Source organism: Streptomyces sp. NPDC030296, assembly GCF_055572815.1.
The window spans coordinates 476,248-492,083 of sequence record NZ_JBVICQ010000003.1; the positions used below are offsets into that span (position 1 = coordinate 476,248).

Sequence of the window (15,836 nt, forward strand, 5' to 3'; positions counted from 1 at the left end):
TGTGACCGTCCGTGTCGCGTGCGCATTGTCACGCCGGACGAGGCCCTATCGACTCCTCTTTGCCACAGTCCTCGGTGTTAGCTTGCTGAGCTGGCATTGACCTGAGTGACGTACGAGACCGAGCAGAGGCGGAGCGGACCGGAGTCATGGGACGAGCGGAAGAAAGACGAGCGCGGCAACGCGGCGGTCGCCGCGCGGCGCCCAAGCGCTCGTCCGGCGGCGACGCAGGGACGACCGCCGTCATAGAGGCGCCCGCGGGCGGCGGCAGGGCCGCGGCCCGGGCCGCGGCCAAGGGCGCCAAGGGCGGGAAAAAGAAGAAGACCGGTATACGCCGCTTCTTCACCTGGAAGAAGATCCTCGGCACGTTCTTCGGTCTCTGCCTGCTCGTCATGGGCGCGTTCGTCGTGCTGTACCTGATGATCGACATCCCCGAGGGCAACCCGGACGCGACGAAGGAAAGCAACGTCTACGAGTTCAAGAACGGCGACCTCCTCGCGCGCACGGGCAAGGGCACGACCGCTCGCGAGATCGTCGACCTCGACAAGGTGCCAAAGGGAGTCCAGCAGACCTTCGTCGCCGCCGAGAACAAGACCTTCTACGACGACCCGGGCGTCGATCTCAAGGGCATGACCCGCGGTGTGATCAACACCCTCTCGGGCAAGGGCAAGCAGGGCGGCTCGACGATCACTCAGCAGTACGTCAAGAACTTCTACCTGAAGCCCGACCAGACGGTGACCCGCAAGCTCAATGAGCTGGTCATCTCCCTGAAGCTGGAGCGCGAGAAGACCAAGGACTACATCCTCGCGGGCTACATCAACACCAGCTACTACGGCCGCGGTGCCTCCGGCATCCAGGCCGCGGCCCAGGCGTACTACCGCAAGGACGCCAAGGACCTCACCGTCGCCGAGGGCGCGTACCTCGCGGCCCTCCTCCAGGCCCCCAGCCAGTACGACCTGGCCGTCGCCACCCCGACCGGCAGGAAGCTGGTCATGGCGCGCTGGAACTACGTCCTCGACAACATGGTCGAGATGAAGTGGCTGGACGCTTCCGAGCGCAAGGCGATGAAGTTCCCGAAGCCGAAGCCGCCGCAGGCCACGCCTGACATGGCAGGTCAGACCGGCTACCTGGTGGAGGCCGCCAACAGCGAGCTGGCCCGCCAGCTCGTCGCCAGCAACAGGGTGGACAACCGTGAGCAGGCCACGGCGCTCATCGACAAGGGCGGCTGGACCATCAAGCTCAACATCGACCCGAAGAAGCAGGCCGCGCTGGAGAAGGCCGTCAAGCAGCGGCTCACCAGCAAGCTCGACCCCAAGAAGCGCAAGGTCGACGCACACATCCAGGCCGGTGCCGTCTCGGTCGACCCGAAGTCCGGCAAGGTCCTCGCGATGTACGGCGGCATCGACTACGTGAAGCACTACCAGAACAACGCCACGCGCCGGGACTACCAGCCCGCCTCCACCTTCAAGCCGGTGATCCTCGCCGCCGCCGTGGACGGGCAGGCCGAGACCCAGGACGGCGACCCGATCGCCGCGAACACCATCTACGACGGTGACAGCAGGCACCAGGTCCTCGACAACGGCACCAAGGTCGGCTTCGCCCCGCCCAACGAGGACGACGTCAACTACGGCGACGTCACCGTGCAGACCGCCATGAACAAGTCCATCAACTCCGTCTTCGCCCAGATGGGCGTCGACGTCGGGATGGAGAAGGTCATGGAGGTGGCCGGGAAGCTCGGCATGGACACCGAGGGCATGGAGGCGGTGCCCGCGCAGACCCTCGGCTCCATGGGCGCGAGCCCGCTGGAGATGGCCGGCATCTACGCCACCCTCGACAACCACGGCAAGAAGGTCACCCCGACCATCCTCGCCTCGGCCACGCACCGGGACGGCGCGGTCCAGATGACCGACCCGATCGGCGAGCAGGTCATCACCCGCGAGGCGGCCGACACGGTCACCTCGGTCCTCACGGGCGTGGTCGACGACGGTACGGCCAAGATCTCCGTCCGGGACAACCCCGCCCGGGGCGGCCAGCAGGTCGCCGGCAAGACGGGTACCTCCGACGAGAACCGCTCCGCCTGGTTCACCGGCTACACCCCGAAGCTGGTGACCTCGGTCGGCCTCTTCGGCGAGGACATGAGCAAGAACGGCAAGCACGTCCCGATGTACGGGGCGGCCGGCGTCGAACGCGTCAACGGCGGTGGCTTCCCCGCCCAGATCTGGGCCACGTACACCTTCGGCGTGATGGGCCAGAAGACCAAGTTCGACCTGAAGACCACCCAGGGCGCCGCGGTCGCACCCACCGAGTCCCCGAGCCCGACCCCGACCCCGTCGGAGTCCCCGGAGACCACCCCGTCCGAGTCCCCGGAGACCACCCCGTCCGAGTCCCCGGAGACGACGCCGGAGGAGACGCCCGAGACGTCCCCGTCGGAATCCCCGGAGACGTCGCCGGAGGAGACCCCCAGCGACGGCGACATCGACCTGCCACCGGACCCGAAGGACCCACAGACAGGCGGCTAGCCGCACAAGGCCGCACAAGGCCACACAAAAGAGGGGGCGCCCGGTGAAAACGGGGCGCCCCCTCCGTAGTTCAGGGGCGCGGGTAGCGCGATCAACCACACACAACCCGCAGTCCGAAGACAACGGCCGGCCCCGAGCCGCCCCGAGCTATGCCGGCCGAACCCAGCGGAGCGCTCACGCCTGGTTCAGCTCGAACCAGACCACCTTCCCCGCACTCAACCGCGTCGCTCCCCACCGCTTCGCCAACCGGTTGACGAGGTAGAGCCCGCGCCCGCCCTCGTCGGTCGCCCGGGCCTGCCGCAGCCGCGGCAGCTGGGGCACGTCGTCGGTCACCTCGCACCGCAGCACATCCGTCCGCAGCAACCGCAGCGTCACCGGCCGCGTCGCGTACCGCACCGCGTTCGTCACGACCTCACTGATCAGCAACTCGACCGAGTCGGTCAGCTCCTCCAGCCCCCAGCGGGACAGGGCATGACGAGCGAGACGACGGGCCCGCCCCGGAGCCATCTCCTCCGGTTCCAGGAACCAGTAGGCGACGTCACTGGGAGCGATCCCATCGAACCGTGCGGCGAGCAGCGCGATGTCGTCGTCCCGGTCACCAGGACCGAGCATGTCGAGCACCTCGTCGCACAACGCCTCCAGCGGCGGCGGATGGTCCGGCCCGGTCAACTGCGCGGTCGCGGCGAGCTTCTCGCGGAGCTGCTCTATCCCCGTCCACACGTCCCGGAGCCGGGACTCCACCAGCCCGTCGGTGTACAGCAGCAGCGTGCCCCCGGCCGGCGCGTCCAGCTCCACCGCCTCGAAGTCCACCCCGCCCACACCGATCGGCGCGCCCGGCGGCACCCGCAGCACCTCGGCTCGCCCGCCCAGATGCAGCAGGACGGGCGGCGGATGCCCGGCGTTGGCGATGGTGATGCGGTGCGAGACCGGGTCGTAGACCGCGTACAGACAGGTCGCCATCCGGTCCGTGCCCAGCCGCTGCGCCTGCTCGTCGAGGTGGTGCAGCACCTCCTGCGGAGGAAGGTCGAGACCCGCCAGCGTCTGCGCGGTCGTCCGCAGCTGGCCCATGATCGCGGCGGATGTCATCGAGTGGCCCATGACATCGCCCACGACCAGCGCGACCCGGCTCCCCGGCAGAGGAATCGCGTCGTACCAGTCGCCGCCGACCCGGGCCGTCTCCGCGGCCGGCAGATACCGGTGCGCGAGCCGGACGCCGGTGCACTTCGGCAGCGCCTCCGGAAGCATCGTGCGCTGCAACTCGTCGGCGATGTACGCCTCACGCCCGTACAGCACGGCCTTGTCGATGCCGAGCGCGCTGTGGGTGGCGAGCTGCGCGGCGACCAGCAGGTCGTCCTGCTCGAACGCCATCCGCTCGGGGCGGCGCAGGAACACGGCCGCGCCGATCACCCGGCGCCGCCCGCGCAGCGGCGCGAGGATCGCCCGCTGCCCCGTCGGCACCGTCAGTTGCGCGTCCGGGCCGAGCAGTTCCGGCAGCGCGTCGTGCGCGGCGGGAGCGTCCGCGAAGACCGGCCGCACCCCGCGCAGCACCTCGGCGAGCGCCCCGCCGGGCCGCACCTCGCACTGCTCGGCGGTGACGACCGCCAGATCGACGGGCTCGGGCTGGAGCGCGGGCATGAAGCCGCCCTCGGTGTCCCGCTCCTCGGGGATCCGGTCGGTGCGGCGCAGCCGCAGCAGCATGGGCCCGGTGGGCCGTTCGTCACCGACGGGCAGCGGCTCGCGCAGATAGACGAGGATCGCGTCGGAGAACGTCGGCACGGTCGCCCGACACAGACCCATGACGATCTCGTCCAGGTCGATGCCGCGGGCGATCCGCCGGGTGGCCGCGCCGACGAACCGCAGCCGGTCGCCGTCGCGTCGCATCGGCATGGGGGCGCCCGGCGGGACACCCTGCCCGCTGCGCCGCTCCAGGCCGCCGACCGTGCCGGCGGACCGCTCCGCCTCGCCGCCGGGCTGCGCCGGAATGGTCTCCGGTGCCGGGCGCGGGCGGTGCGGGTCGGGCTCGGTCGCCGCGGGCTGGGAGTGCTCGGAGAGCGCCGGCTGGGCGTGCTCCGAGGGGGCTTCGCCGTTCTTCGGGCACGGGGTCGCCGTGCCCGGCTCGGCGGCCGCGTCGCCCGTACGGGCCTGCGCGTCACTCATGCGCGCCTGTGCGGGTAAGGCCCCGGCGGGCGCCGCGCGCAGCGGCTCCTGGGTACGCAGAACCGCCCCGCGGGCATCCGCGGGGCCGGCGCCGCTCTGAGGGCGCTCGTGGGAGGTGGGGTGCTCCGTCACGCGTGTCGAATCCATCCGTCCGGGACTGCGCGAGCTACGCGCAGTTCGTCCCGCAGCAAACCCGATACTTCGTCCCGCAGAAAGGCCGATACCCGGATTACGTGCCCCCGGAACGGATTTCCCGCGTGGTCAGAGGCACTTCCTGTGCCGCACACGGTACCGGCGGGCCCGCCGAACGACAGTACTGACCGTCCGTCTGGCCTTCTCCGGTTTCTGCCGGTGTGGCCCTCGTACCCCTTGATCACGTCCTGCCGCCCCTCGGTGACGTATGGTCAAGCACTGCGCGAACTGCGGGACTTACCCCTGTGGATCCTCGCGGAGGACGATCCTACGGTTGTGGACCGGGGGCGCATCAAGGGTCTCATGAGGACAAGTGCGCAGGCGTACGGTCCCAGTCGTCAGGGAGAGACGGTACTCCCCATGCGGGATTCGGGCGCCAGTGCTGCCATCCGTCCGAGAACGGCGGGCCCCAGGCGCGGATCGTCTCCACCGCCGAACGCCCCGCCTCCCGCACCCCTTCCGCCGCATGACCGTCCATCAGCCCGTCCTGCTGGGCCTGCGCGAACTCGTCCTCGTCGCGCCAGTCCCAGGACCGGTCCGGATACACGCAGATGTCCAGGAAGTGATCCACGGAGTCCACACCACCGTCCCAACGGGACAGCGGCGTCTCCAGGTTGACGTACCAGTTCTTGAAAAGCCAACCCGGCTCCCAGAACAGCCAGACCGACCACGGCTCGCCCGGCCGGGCGAGCTTCAGCACGCCCGTGCCGAACCAGCGGTCGCGCTGGACCTCGCGCGGCTTCTTGTAGCGGGTGGCGAGGGGCTCCGCGTGCAGCGGGGTCCCGTCCGCGAGGACGGGTTTCACGCACTCGGTGCCGGGTGCCATCCACACGGCCAGCAGTTCCTCGTCGTCACGGACCACGGTGACGGGGCGCACGATGTGGAAGCGCTCGCCCGCGTTCTCCCGGTAACGCCACAGGATGTGACGTCCTGGCTCCCAGAACGCCGTCGTCGGGCCGCCCGCTTCCGCTCGTCTCACCGCTCCACCATCCGCCATGGACAGATATTAGGTGTCATGCGCATATGACGCTGCGGTGCCGGTGATGGTTCACGCCTGGGCGGGAATCGGTTACCCGTGTGTCATCCGGGACGGCCGCCGTGCGCCGCCCGGTCACGGCCGCGTCATCCTGAGGACATCCAGCGCCTCGTCGAGCTGTTCCACCGTCAGATCGCCGCGGTCGACGTAACCACTCTCCAGGACGACCTCGCGAATGGTCTTCCGCTCGGCCAGCGACCTCTTGGCGACCTTCGCCGCCTCCTCGTAGCCGATGTACTTGTTCAGCGGGGTGACCACCGACGGCGACGACTCGGCGTACTCCCGGGCCCGCTCGCGGTGGGCGACGATCCCGTCCACCGTCCGGTCGGCCAGCAGCCGGGAGACGTTCGCCAGGAGCCGGATCGACTCCAGGACGTTCTTCGCGATGACCGGCAGCATGACGTTCAGTTCGAAGTTGCCGGAGGCGCCGGCGACGGCGACCGTCGTGTCGTTGCCCGTGACCTGGGCGGCGACCATGAGAACGGCCTCCGGGACCACCGGGTTGACCTTGCCCGGCATGATCGAGGAGCCCGGCTGGAGGTCCGGCAGGGAGATCTCAGCGAGCCCCGTGCGCGGCCCGGACGCCATCCACCGCAGATCGTTGGCGATCTTGGTGAGGGACACGGCGATCGTACGGAGCTGCCCGGACGTCTCGACGACGCCGTCCCGCGCGCCCTGCGCCTCGAAGTGGTCCCGCGCCTCGGTCAGCGGCAGCCCGGTGGCGTGCGCGACCTCGGCGATCACGGCGGCGGAGAACCCGGGCGGGGTGTTGATGCCGGTGCCCACCGCCGTACCGCCCAGGGGCAGTTCGGCGAGCCGGGGCAGCGACGCCCGCAGCCGCTCCACGCCGTACCGCACCTGGGCCGCGTATCCGCCGAACTCCTGGCCGAGTGTGACCGGGGTGGCGTCCATCAGGTGCGTACGGCCGGACTTCACGACGTCCGCGAACTCCTCCGCCTTGCGGGAGAGCGCCGCCGCGAGGTGGTCGAGCGCCGGGATCAGATCGTGGGTGACGGCGGCGGTGGCGGCGATGTGGAGGGAGGAGGGGAACACGTCGTTGGACGACTGCGAGGCGTTGACGTGGTCGTTGGGGTGGACGGGCCGGCCGAGCCGCTCCGTCGCCAGGGTGGCGATGACCTCGTTGGTGTTCATGTTCGACGAGGTGCCGGAGCCGGTCTGGAACACGTCCACCGGGAAGTGCTCGTCCCAGCGGCCCTCCGCGACCTCCGCCGCCGCTTCCTGGACTGCCTCGGCGATGTCCTGGTCGAGGACCCCCAGCTCGGCGTTGACCTTCGCCGCGGCGCCCTTGATCCTCGCCAGGGCCTCGATGTGGGCGCGCTCCAGGCGCTGCCCCGAGACCGGGAAGTTCTCCACCGCCCGCTGGGTCTGCGCCCGCCACTTGGCGTCCGCGGGGACCCGGACCTCGCCCATGGAGTCGTGTTCGACGCGGTAGTCACTCATGACCGGTACAGCGTCCGGGCCCGTCCCGATGTTCCCGGTTTCCCTCGGACGAGTGAGGGCGGAATTCGACGGGCCCTTGTCGGCGGTGTGCAGTAGCGTCGCCCCGTTGACCCAACGGTCGAACGAACTTCGAAGAAAGAACGTGCATTGAGAAGCGCTGTCATACGCCGGTCCTGCGCGACCGGTGTCGCCGTCCTGTCGCTGACCCTGCTGGCCGGCTGCTCGGACTCCGGGGAGGACGGGAAGGAGACGGGCAAGGGTGGCTCCGGCTCCGCCGAGAAGAAGGCGCCCGCCCTGTCCGCCGCGGACCTGGAGAAGGTCGTGCTGAAGGACGGCGACGTCAAGGGGCACAAGGTCACCGCCCCCACCGTCACCGTCGAGCAGAAGGACATCACCACCGAGGACAAGGCGTGCGCCCCGCTGGCGTACGCGACGATCGGCTCGGTCGTCGACCGGCCCGGCGCCACCGTGCAGCGTGAGACGGCGAGCGTGCCGAACCCCGCGGACCCCAAGAGCCTCGACGTCACCCGGACCCTGATCCGTCTGTCCTCCTACGAGGGCGGCGGCGCCGAGGCCGCGCTGGCCTCCCTGAACAAGTCCGTGGACGCCTGCGCCAAGGGCTTCAAGGTCACCGCCGACGGCACGGACCAGCAGGTCACCAAGGTCGCCAAGACCGACGCTCCGGGCGGCGCCGACGAGGCGGTGGCCCTCGACATCGTGTCCGAGGCCGAGGACGCCAAGGTCCCGATGAAGGTCGTCGTGGTCCGCAAGGGCACCACCGTGGCCTACTTCACCGCGCTGAACATCGGATCCCTCGCCACGGGCAAGGACTTCGACTTCCCGGCCGAGATCGCCGACGCGCAGATCGCCAAGCTGGCCTGACGGCCCGCCGGACGACCGCGGCTCGTACGGATCCCCCGCGCCCCCGGAAGCTTCGCCTTCCGGGGGCGCGGGGCCGTCGGTTAGGCCAGGCCCGGGCCGCGGACCGGGATGGTGGTGAACGTCGGTGCGGGCGCCGGGTCCTTGAAGAAGTCGTTGCCCTTGTCGTCGACGACGATGAACGCCGGGAAGTCCTCGACCTCGATCTTCCAGACGGCCTCCATGCCGAGCTCCTCGTACTCGACGACCTCGACCTTCTTGATGCAGTCCTGGGCGAGGCGGGCCGCCGGGCCGCCGATGGAACCCAGGTAGAAACCGCCGTGCGTGCCGCACGCGTCCGTGACCTGCTGGGAGCGGTTGCCCTTCGCCAGCATCACCTTGGAGCCGCCCGCCGCCTGGAACTGCTCGACGTAGGAGTCCATGCGGCCGGCCGTCGTAGGACCGAAGGAGCCGGAGGCGTACCCCTCGGGGGTCTTCGCCGGGCCCGCGTAGTACACCGGGTGGTCCTTCAGGTACTGCGGCATCTCCTCGCCCGCGTCCAGCCGCTCCTTGATCTTGGCGTGCGCGATGTCGCGGGCCACGACCAGCGGACCGGAGAGCGACAGCCGGGTCTTGACCGGGTACTTGGTCAGCTCCGCGAGGATGTCGTCCATCGGCTGGTTGAGGTCGATCCGCACGACGTCGCCGGCCTCGTCGAGGTGCTCGTCGGTGGTGTCCGGCAGGAACCGCGCCGGGTCCGTCTCCAGCTGCTCCAGGAAGACACCCTCGGCGGTGATCTTCGCGACGGCCTGGCGGTCGGCGGAGCAGGACACGGCGATCGCGACCGGGCAGGACGCGCCGTGCCGGGGGAGCCGCACCACACGCACGTCGTGGCAGAAGTACTTGCCGCCGAACTGCGCGCCGATGCCGATCTTCTGCGTCAGCTCGAAGACCTTCTCCTCCAGCTCCTTGTCGCGGAAGCCGTGCCCGAGCGGCGAACCCTCGGCGGGGATCTCGTCCAGGTAGTGCGCTGAGGCGTACTTGGCGGTCTTGAGGGCGTACTCCGCGGACGTGCCGCCCACGACGATCGCGAGGTGGTACGGCGGGCAGGCGGCCGTACCCAGCGAACGGATCTTCTCCTCCAGGAACTTCATCATGGAGGCCTCGTTCAGGACGGCCTTCGTCTCCTGGTACAGGAACGACTTGTTGGCGGAGCCGCCGCCCTTCGCCATGAACAGGAACTTGTACGCGCCGCCGTCCGTCGCGTACAGCTCGATCTGCGCCGGGAGGTTGGAGCCGGTGTTCTTCTCCTCCCACATGGTGAGCGGAGCCATCTGCGAGTAGCGCAGGTTCAGCTTGGTGTACGCGTCGTAGATGCCCTGGGACAGCGCCTTCTCGTCACCGCCCCCGGTGAGGACGTTCTGGCCGCGCTTGCCCATGACGATCGCCGTGCCGGTGTCCTGGCACATCGGCAGGACGCCCGCCGCCGCGATGTTCGCGTTCTTCAGCAGGTCCAGGGCGACGAACTTGTCGTTGCTCGACGCCTCGGGGTCGTCGATGATCCGGCGCAGCTGCGCCAGGTGGGCGGGGCGCAGGTAGTGCTGGATGTCGTGGATGGCCTCGGCCGCCAGCTTGCGCAGCGCCTCCGGCTCCACCTTGAGGAAGGTGCGTCCGTCGGCCTCGAAGGTGGAGACACCCTCGGAGGTCACCAGCCGGTACGGAGTGGTGTCCTCTCCCATGGGGAGCAGATCGGTGTACTCGAACTCAGGCATCGGTGCCCATTCCTCACTAGACAGGCTGATTCAGGCGCGGCTCGCCTCCGGGGCGCCGAAGCCTGTGACTCACACCGGCGGCCGGCCTCCGTCGGCGGCGTCCACCAGCGTAGAACCTGCGGTCTGCGGCGGGCTTGTGAGGTAAGGCTCAGTTCCACACCTGCGGGGTCTATCGCGATCTATCGTGTGTGGGTACGCTGCTTCCGTGGACCTTCAGAAGCAGACCGGGGCGCGCGCCGCCGCCGCCGAGTTGCGCGCCTCGGACGCCGACCGTGACCGCATCACCGACATCCTTCGGGACGCCCTCGCCGAGGGACGCCTCACCGCCGAGGAGCACGCCGAGCGGGTCGAGGGCGTGCTGGCCGCCAAGACGGTCGGCGAGCTGGACGTGTTCATCCGGGACCTGCCGGCCGCGCACAAGTCGTCGGCGTACGCGCCGCCGTCCTCCGTGCCGCACCGCCCGACCCCCGGCGCCATCCCGATCGACGCGGACGAGCGTCTGCTCGCGGTCTTCAGCTCCTCGGTCCGCAAGGGCCGCTGGCGCGCGGGCCGCCGCATCCACGCGTACGCCGTGTTCGGCAGTGTCGAGATAGACCTCAGTGAGGCCCTCTTCGAGCACCGCCAGGTGATGATCAGGGCTGTCTCCCTCTTCGGCAGCGTGGAGATCCGCGTCCCGGAGAACGTCTCCCTGCGCGGCAGCGGTGGTGGTGTCCTCGGCTCCTTCGAGGTGGACAACCTCGATTCCGGTGAACCGGACGCGCCGGTGGTCTTTGTGGACGGCTTCGCCGTGCTCGGCAGTGTCGAGGCGAAGCCCCGGCGCGGCAAGATGATCGCCGACCTCCTCGGCCGGGTCACCGATCATGTCGCCCGTAAGGTCGACGGCAGTTTGCGCAAACATCTGGACCGTTGACGTCTGTGAAGTGGATCACTTTCGGACCGTTCCCGAAGGGGTTCGGTCCACTTGTGACCACTTGGTGAGAGCCCGGAATTCCGGTGGTTGGGGACTCAGTGCATAGGCCCGCGCACAGCGGGTAGGCCTTGCTGCATCGTCTCTCGCTCGCGAAGCCGTCGTCAGGAGTAGACCGTGCTGCAACCGCCGCATTCGTCCCTGCAGGTCGCTGCCGTTCCGCCCCAGCGGGTGCCAGTGCGAGACAGGGATCAGGAAGCCCCGTGGCATACGGAGGCCGTGTGCCGGCGTGACGAGGCCGGCCTGTTCTTCGCCCCCTCCAAGGAGCCCACCGCGGCCCGGCTCTCCCGCGAGGAGGCCGCCAAGCGCGTCTGCGCCCGCTGTCCCGTCATGGTCGAGTGCCGGGAACACGCACTCCTGCAACCGGAGCCGTACGGCGTCTGGGGCGGCCTGACCGCGGCGGAGCGCCGGGTGGTGCTCGCCCGACGGCGCCGCCGCGACCTGGAGTTGAAGAAGGCGGCGCGGGCGGCGGGGACGATAGCGGCGGCCGGCTAGCCGCACCACACGCGCGAAAGGCGCCCTCTTCCGCACAAGAGGACGCCTTCGTGACGCCGGTGGGCCCGAAGGCCTTGGGGGGCGCGGGGAACCGCGCGACAAGCCACGACGCATCTCGCGGCCGACAGCGCACCGCAGTCCCCTGACCCCCACCGCTCGACCGGCGGAGCTACTTCGCCTTCTCGAAGTCGATCGAGCTGTAGGCACGCAGCTTGCTCAGCCGGTGCACCGAGTCGATCCGCCGCACCGTCCCCGACTTCGACCGCATCACGATCGAGTCGGTCGTCGCGGTCTCCGACCGGTACCGCACGCCTCGCAGCAGCTCGCCGTCGGTGATCCCCGTGGCGACGAAGAACACGTTCTCCCCGGAGACCAGGTCGTCCGTGGTCAGTACCCGGTCGAGGTCGTGCCCGGCGTCGATCGCGCGCTGCCGCTCCTCGTCGTCCTTCGGCCACAACTTGCCCTGGATCGTGCCGCCTAGGCACTTCACCGCGCAGGCCGAGATGATGCCCTCGGGCGTACCGCCGATGCCGAGCAGCATGTCGACCCCGGTGCCCTCCCGCAGCGCCAGGATCGAGCCCGCGACATCACCGTCCGAGATGAGCTTGATGCGTGCCCCGGTCTCCCGGATCTCGTTGATGATGCCCTCGTGCCGCGGCCGGTCGAGGATGACGACGGTGACGTCCTCGGGCGTGGACCGCTTCGCCTTGGCCACCCGGCGGATGTTCACCGAGATCGGCGCGTCGATGTCGACGAAGTCGGCGGCCTCGGGGCCGGTCACGAGCTTGTCCATGTAGAAGACGGCCGACGGGTCGAACATCGTGCCCCGGTCGGCCGCCGCGAGCACGGCGATCGCGTTGGTCATGCCCTTGGCCGTCAGCGTGGTGCCGTCGATCGGGTCCACGGCGATGTCGCACTCCGGGCCGGTCCCGTCACCGACGCGCTCCCCGTTGAAGAGCATGGGGGCCTCGTCCTTCTCGCCTTCCCCGATGACGACGACGCCGTTCATCGAGACGGTGGAGACGAGGGTCCGCATGGCGCGTACGGCGGCGCCGTCGGCGCCGTTCTTGTCGCCGCGGCCGACCCAGCGGCCCGCAGCCATCGCGGCCGCCTCGGTCACCCGGACGAGCTCCAGGGCGAGGTTGCGGTCGGGAGCCTCGGAGGGGACTTCGAGCTCGGACGGCAAATGATGATTCTCGGTCATCGGAGCGCACCTTTCTGATACGACGACGGCCGGATGAGGGTTCGGCTCGACTCTATCGTCAGGCTGACAAATTGAGCAGGGGACCCCACGGATGAGCAGACCGGTGCACCTGCGACGATGAGGGCGTGGCAGGTACGAAAGGCAAGCAGACCGTTCGCGACATGGTCCTCTCCCTGGGGCTCATCATGCTCGCGGCCTGGGTCATCTATCTCTTCATCCCGCACGACGAGACCGAGCAGGAGCCCAAGCGCGTCGACTACCGCGTCGAGCTGCTCACGGCGCGCCGCGCCGCCTCCTACCCGGTGGCCGCGCCCGTCGGCCTGCCCGACACGTGGAAGGCGACCTCCGTCCGCTTCAGCGGCGCCGACTCCGACCACTGGCACCTCGGGTTCCACGCCCCCGACGGCCAGTACGTGGCCGTCGAGCAGTCCGCCGGGAAGCCGTCCCGGTTCATCCCGGACGCCACCCAGGACGCGAAGAAGACCGGCACCACGCAGGAGATCGGCGGCGAGACCTGGACCCGCTACGAGGGCGACCGCTACGACGCCCTCGTCCTGCGGGGCGAGGAGGCGACCACCGTGGTCGCGGGCAGCGCGTCGTTCGATGAGCTGACGAAGATGGCGAAGGCCCTGAGCACGGAGTGACGTGCCACGGAGACCGCGAATGACGCGCCCATGGACAGGGACGCGGAAGGGGCCCCCGGCAGTCGTGCCGGGGGCCCCTTCCGCGTGGTGCCCGAGGATCAGACGGTCGTGATGACGTCGTCGTAGGCGAGGCGCGGCGAGCGCGGGTAGGAGGCGCCCTCGCCCGGCTTGCCGATGTTGACGACCATCAGCGGGGTGTGGTCGTCGTCCAGGAACTCCTTCTGGACACCGGCGGCGTCGAAGCCGGTCATCGGGCCGGCGGCGAGGCCCGCGGCGCGGACGCCGATGATGAAGTACGCGGCCTGGAGGGCGGCGTTCAGCCCGGCGGCGGCCTCACGGGCCGGACGCTCGGCGAAGAAGAGGTCCTTGGCCTGCGGGAACGCCGGGAACAGGGTCGGCAGCTCCTCGTGGAACTCGTTGTCCGCGGCGAGGATCGCGACCAGCGGGGCGGTGGCGGTCTTGGCCTGGTTGCCCTCGGCCATGTGCGTCACCAGGCGCTCGCGGGCCTCGGCGGAGCGGACCAGGACGATACGCAGCGGGGTCTGGTTGAAGGCGGTGGGGCCGTACTTGACCAGGTCGTAGATCGCCTGCACCTGCTCCTCGGTGACCGGCTCGTCGGTGAACGCGTTCGCCGTGTGCGCCTCGCGGAACAGCAGGTCCTGGGCGGCGGGGTCGAGAACGAGAGACATGGAACAACCTTCGTAAAGACGTGCGCTGACGGCATCGAAGGTACGCAATGGAAGTTCAAGGTTCAACCAAAAGCGGGCTGGGGTGATCCGCTTCACAGGAACCAGGGATTCGCCGTACCCGAAAAGGGGTGCCGGGGGTGCCGGTGCCCTACCCGGAAGAGGGAGCCGGTGTCGCACCCTGAGAGGGGAGCCGGTGTCGCACCCCCAGGCGTGGACGGCGGGCGGCGGTGCCGGGACGGGCGCGGTCAGCCCCGGCCGTCGCCGGAGGCGTCCGTCCCTTCGTCCTCCGCCAGGGCCGCGTCCAGCCGGGCCCGGGCGCCGTCCAGCCAGCGGCGGCACACCTTGGCCAGCTCCTCGCCGCGCTCCCACAGCGCGAGGGACTCCTCCAGCGTCGTACCGCCCGCCTCCAGCCGCCGGACGACCTCGATCAGCTCGTCACGCGCCTGCTCGTAGCCGAGGGCCCGGTCGGCCTCGGACGCTTCGGCCGCCCCGCCCGTCACGGTCGTCTCCTCGGCCTCGCTCACGTTGCTGGTCATGCGGCCCACCTTATGCGTCCCCTCCGACAGTGCCGTCGACCCGGACGGCGAACTCACCCTCCGCGACCCGCGCCCGCAACGGCTCCTCGGCCGTGACCTCCCCGGGCGTGCGCACCACGTGCCCGTCCGCCTTCTGCAGCACCGCGTACCCCCGCTTCAGGGTCGCGGCGGGGGAGAGGGCCACCACGCGCGCGTGCGTGTGCGTCAGCTCCGAGACGGCCCGGTCCAGGTGGTGGCCGAGGCAGCGGCGACCCCGGTCGAGCAGGGAGGTCACCTGGTCGGCGCGCTCGTCGATCATGCGATGCGGATCCTCCATCGACGGGCGCGCCAGGGCGTTCGCGAGCCCCCGCTCCTCCCGCTCCACGAGCGCCTCCACGCACCGCCGCGCCCGGTCCCGCAGCCACCGCACCCGCTCGTACTCCTCGCCGACGTCCGGCACGACCTTCTTGGCCGCGTCGGTCGGCGTGGACGCCCTCAGGTCCGCGACGTAGTCCAGCAGCGGGGTGTCCGGCTCGTGCCCGATCGCCGACACCACCGGCGTACGACAGGACGCGACCACCCGGACGAGCTGCTCGTCCGAGAACGGAAGCAGGTCCTCCACGCTGCCGCCGCCGCGCGCCACGACGATGACGTCCACGCCCTCCATCGCGTCCAGCTCCTTCACCGCCTGCACCACCTGCGGCACGGCGTGCACGCCCTGCACGGCGACGTTGCGCACCTCGAAGCGGACGGCCGGCCACCGGTGCCGGGCGTTCTCCAGCACGTCCCGCTCGGCCGCGGAGGCCCGGCCGCACACCAGCCCGATCAGCTGCGGAAGGAACGGCAGCGCCTTCTTCCGCTCCGGCGCGAACAGCCCCTCCGCCGCCAGAGACTTCTTCAACTGCTCCAGCCGGGCCAGCAGCTCGCCCACGCCGACCGGCTTTATCTCGGTGGCCCGCAGGGACAGCTGACCGCGCGGCGCGTACCACTCGGGCTTCGCGTGCACGACGACCCGGGCGCCCTCGCTGACGACGTCCGCGATCGCGTCGAACACCTGTCGGTAGCAGGTGACGCTGACGGAGATGTCGTGCGACGGGTCCCGCAGCGTGAGGAAGACGACGCCGGCGCCGGGGCGCCGCGACAGCTGCGTGATCTGCCCCTCGACCCACACCGTGCCCAGCCGGTCGATCCAGCCGCCGATGAGCCGGGAGACCTCACCGACGGGCAAGGGGGCGTCGGCGGATGTGTTGAGAGCCATGTGGGGAGCGTATCGGGGGGTGCCGACAGCGCCTCATGGCTCGGGGGTGCGGGGTTCGTTGGCGGGTGCGGG

The 15,836-nt window shown here is 70.2% G+C and carries 13 protein-coding genes; 5 read left to right on the forward strand and 8 right to left on the reverse strand.

Features of this window, described 5'->3' with window-relative positions; genetic code table 11:
• The first annotated feature begins 146 nt into the window (after nucleotides 1–146).
• Nucleotides 147–2,516, forward strand: a complete 2,370-nt coding sequence (locus ACZ4Z3_RS10190) for a transglycosylase domain-containing protein (protein WP_468500544.1) — start codon at nucleotides 147–149, stop codon at nucleotides 2,514–2,516.
• Between the two features lie 174 nt (nucleotides 2,517–2,690).
• Here the strand turns inward: ACZ4Z3_RS10190 and ACZ4Z3_RS10195 are convergent, their stop codons facing one another.
• The 3 genes from ACZ4Z3_RS10195 to ACZ4Z3_RS10205 form a co-directional block, all read right to left on the reverse strand.
• Nucleotides 2,691–4,820: an ATP-binding SpoIIE family protein phosphatase gene (locus ACZ4Z3_RS10195; protein WP_390952114.1), complete on the reverse strand. Its 2,130-nt coding sequence runs from the start codon at nucleotides 4,818–4,820 to the stop codon at nucleotides 2,691–2,693.
• A 346-nt stretch (nucleotides 4,821–5,166) separates the two neighbouring features.
• The gene (gene fomD / locus ACZ4Z3_RS10200) at nucleotides 5,167–5,862 is read right to left on the reverse strand and encodes a cytidylyl-2-hydroxypropylphosphonate hydrolase (protein ID WP_468500545.1); all 696 of its coding nucleotides are present in this window, start codon (nucleotides 5,860–5,862) and stop codon (nucleotides 5,167–5,169) included.
• A gap of 114 nt (nucleotides 5,863–5,976) precedes the next feature.
• Nucleotides 5,977–7,362 carry a class II fumarate hydratase gene (locus ACZ4Z3_RS10205; RefSeq protein WP_468500546.1) on the reverse strand — a complete coding sequence of 462 codons (1,386 nt, stop codon included), beginning with the start codon at nucleotides 7,360–7,362 and terminating at the stop codon, nucleotides 5,977–5,979.
• Between the two features lie 147 nt (nucleotides 7,363–7,509).
• Between ACZ4Z3_RS10205 and ACZ4Z3_RS10210 the strand changes: the two genes are divergently transcribed.
• Entirely contained in the window at nucleotides 7,510–8,244 is a 735-nt protein-coding gene (locus ACZ4Z3_RS10210; RefSeq protein WP_468500547.1) for a hypothetical protein, read from the forward strand.
• An 80-nt stretch (nucleotides 8,245–8,324) separates the two neighbouring features.
• Here the strand turns inward: ACZ4Z3_RS10210 and ACZ4Z3_RS10215 are convergent, their stop codons facing one another.
• Entirely contained in the window at nucleotides 8,325–9,992 is a 1,668-nt protein-coding gene (locus ACZ4Z3_RS10215; protein ID WP_468500548.1) for a fumarate hydratase, read from the reverse strand.
• Nucleotides 9,993–10,197: 205 nt separating this feature from the next.
• On the opposite strand from ACZ4Z3_RS10215, the gene ACZ4Z3_RS10220 reads away from it, so the two are divergent.
• Together ACZ4Z3_RS10220 and ACZ4Z3_RS10225 are read left to right on the forward strand one after the other, a co-directional pair.
• Nucleotides 10,198–10,902, forward strand: coding sequence for a DUF1707 SHOCT-like domain-containing protein (locus ACZ4Z3_RS10220; RefSeq protein WP_468500549.1), 705 nt, complete (start codon nucleotides 10,198–10,200; stop codon nucleotides 10,900–10,902).
• A 174-nt stretch (nucleotides 10,903–11,076) separates the two neighbouring features.
• The gene (locus ACZ4Z3_RS10225; protein ID WP_079049771.1) at nucleotides 11,077–11,454 is read left to right on the forward strand and encodes a WhiB family transcriptional regulator; all 378 of its coding nucleotides are present in this window, start codon (nucleotides 11,077–11,079) and stop codon (nucleotides 11,452–11,454) included.
• A gap of 169 nt (nucleotides 11,455–11,623) precedes the next feature.
• Here the strand turns inward: ACZ4Z3_RS10225 and glpX are convergent, their stop codons facing one another.
• Nucleotides 11,624–12,658, reverse strand: coding sequence for a class II fructose-bisphosphatase (gene glpX / locus ACZ4Z3_RS10230; RefSeq protein ID WP_055516998.1), 1,035 nt, complete (start codon nucleotides 12,656–12,658; stop codon nucleotides 11,624–11,626).
• 125 nt (nucleotides 12,659–12,783) lie between these two features.
• On the opposite strand from glpX, the gene ACZ4Z3_RS10235 reads away from it, so the two are divergent.
• Nucleotides 12,784–13,302 carry a DUF4245 domain-containing protein gene (locus tag ACZ4Z3_RS10235; protein ID WP_468500550.1) on the forward strand — a complete coding sequence of 173 codons (519 nt, stop codon included), beginning with the start codon at nucleotides 12,784–12,786 and terminating at the stop codon, nucleotides 13,300–13,302.
• A 98-nt stretch (nucleotides 13,303–13,400) separates the two neighbouring features.
• On the opposite strand, the gene ACZ4Z3_RS10240 is transcribed toward ACZ4Z3_RS10235, so the two are convergent.
• From ACZ4Z3_RS10240 to xseA, 3 genes are all read right to left on the reverse strand, one after another.
• The gene (locus ACZ4Z3_RS10240; protein WP_468500551.1) at nucleotides 13,401–13,991 is read right to left on the reverse strand and encodes a malonic semialdehyde reductase; all 591 of its coding nucleotides are present in this window, start codon (nucleotides 13,989–13,991) and stop codon (nucleotides 13,401–13,403) included.
• Between the two features lie 245 nt (nucleotides 13,992–14,236).
• On the reverse strand, nucleotides 14,237–14,527 hold the full coding sequence (locus ACZ4Z3_RS10245; RefSeq protein WP_468500552.1) for an exodeoxyribonuclease VII small subunit: 291 nt from the start codon (nucleotides 14,525–14,527) through the stop codon (nucleotides 14,237–14,239).
• A 10-nt stretch (nucleotides 14,528–14,537) separates the two neighbouring features.
• On the reverse strand, nucleotides 14,538–15,764 hold the full coding sequence (xseA, locus tag ACZ4Z3_RS10250; protein ID WP_468500553.1) for an exodeoxyribonuclease VII large subunit: 1,227 nt from the start codon (nucleotides 15,762–15,764) through the stop codon (nucleotides 14,538–14,540).
• Nucleotides 15,765–15,836: the final 72 nt, after the last annotated feature.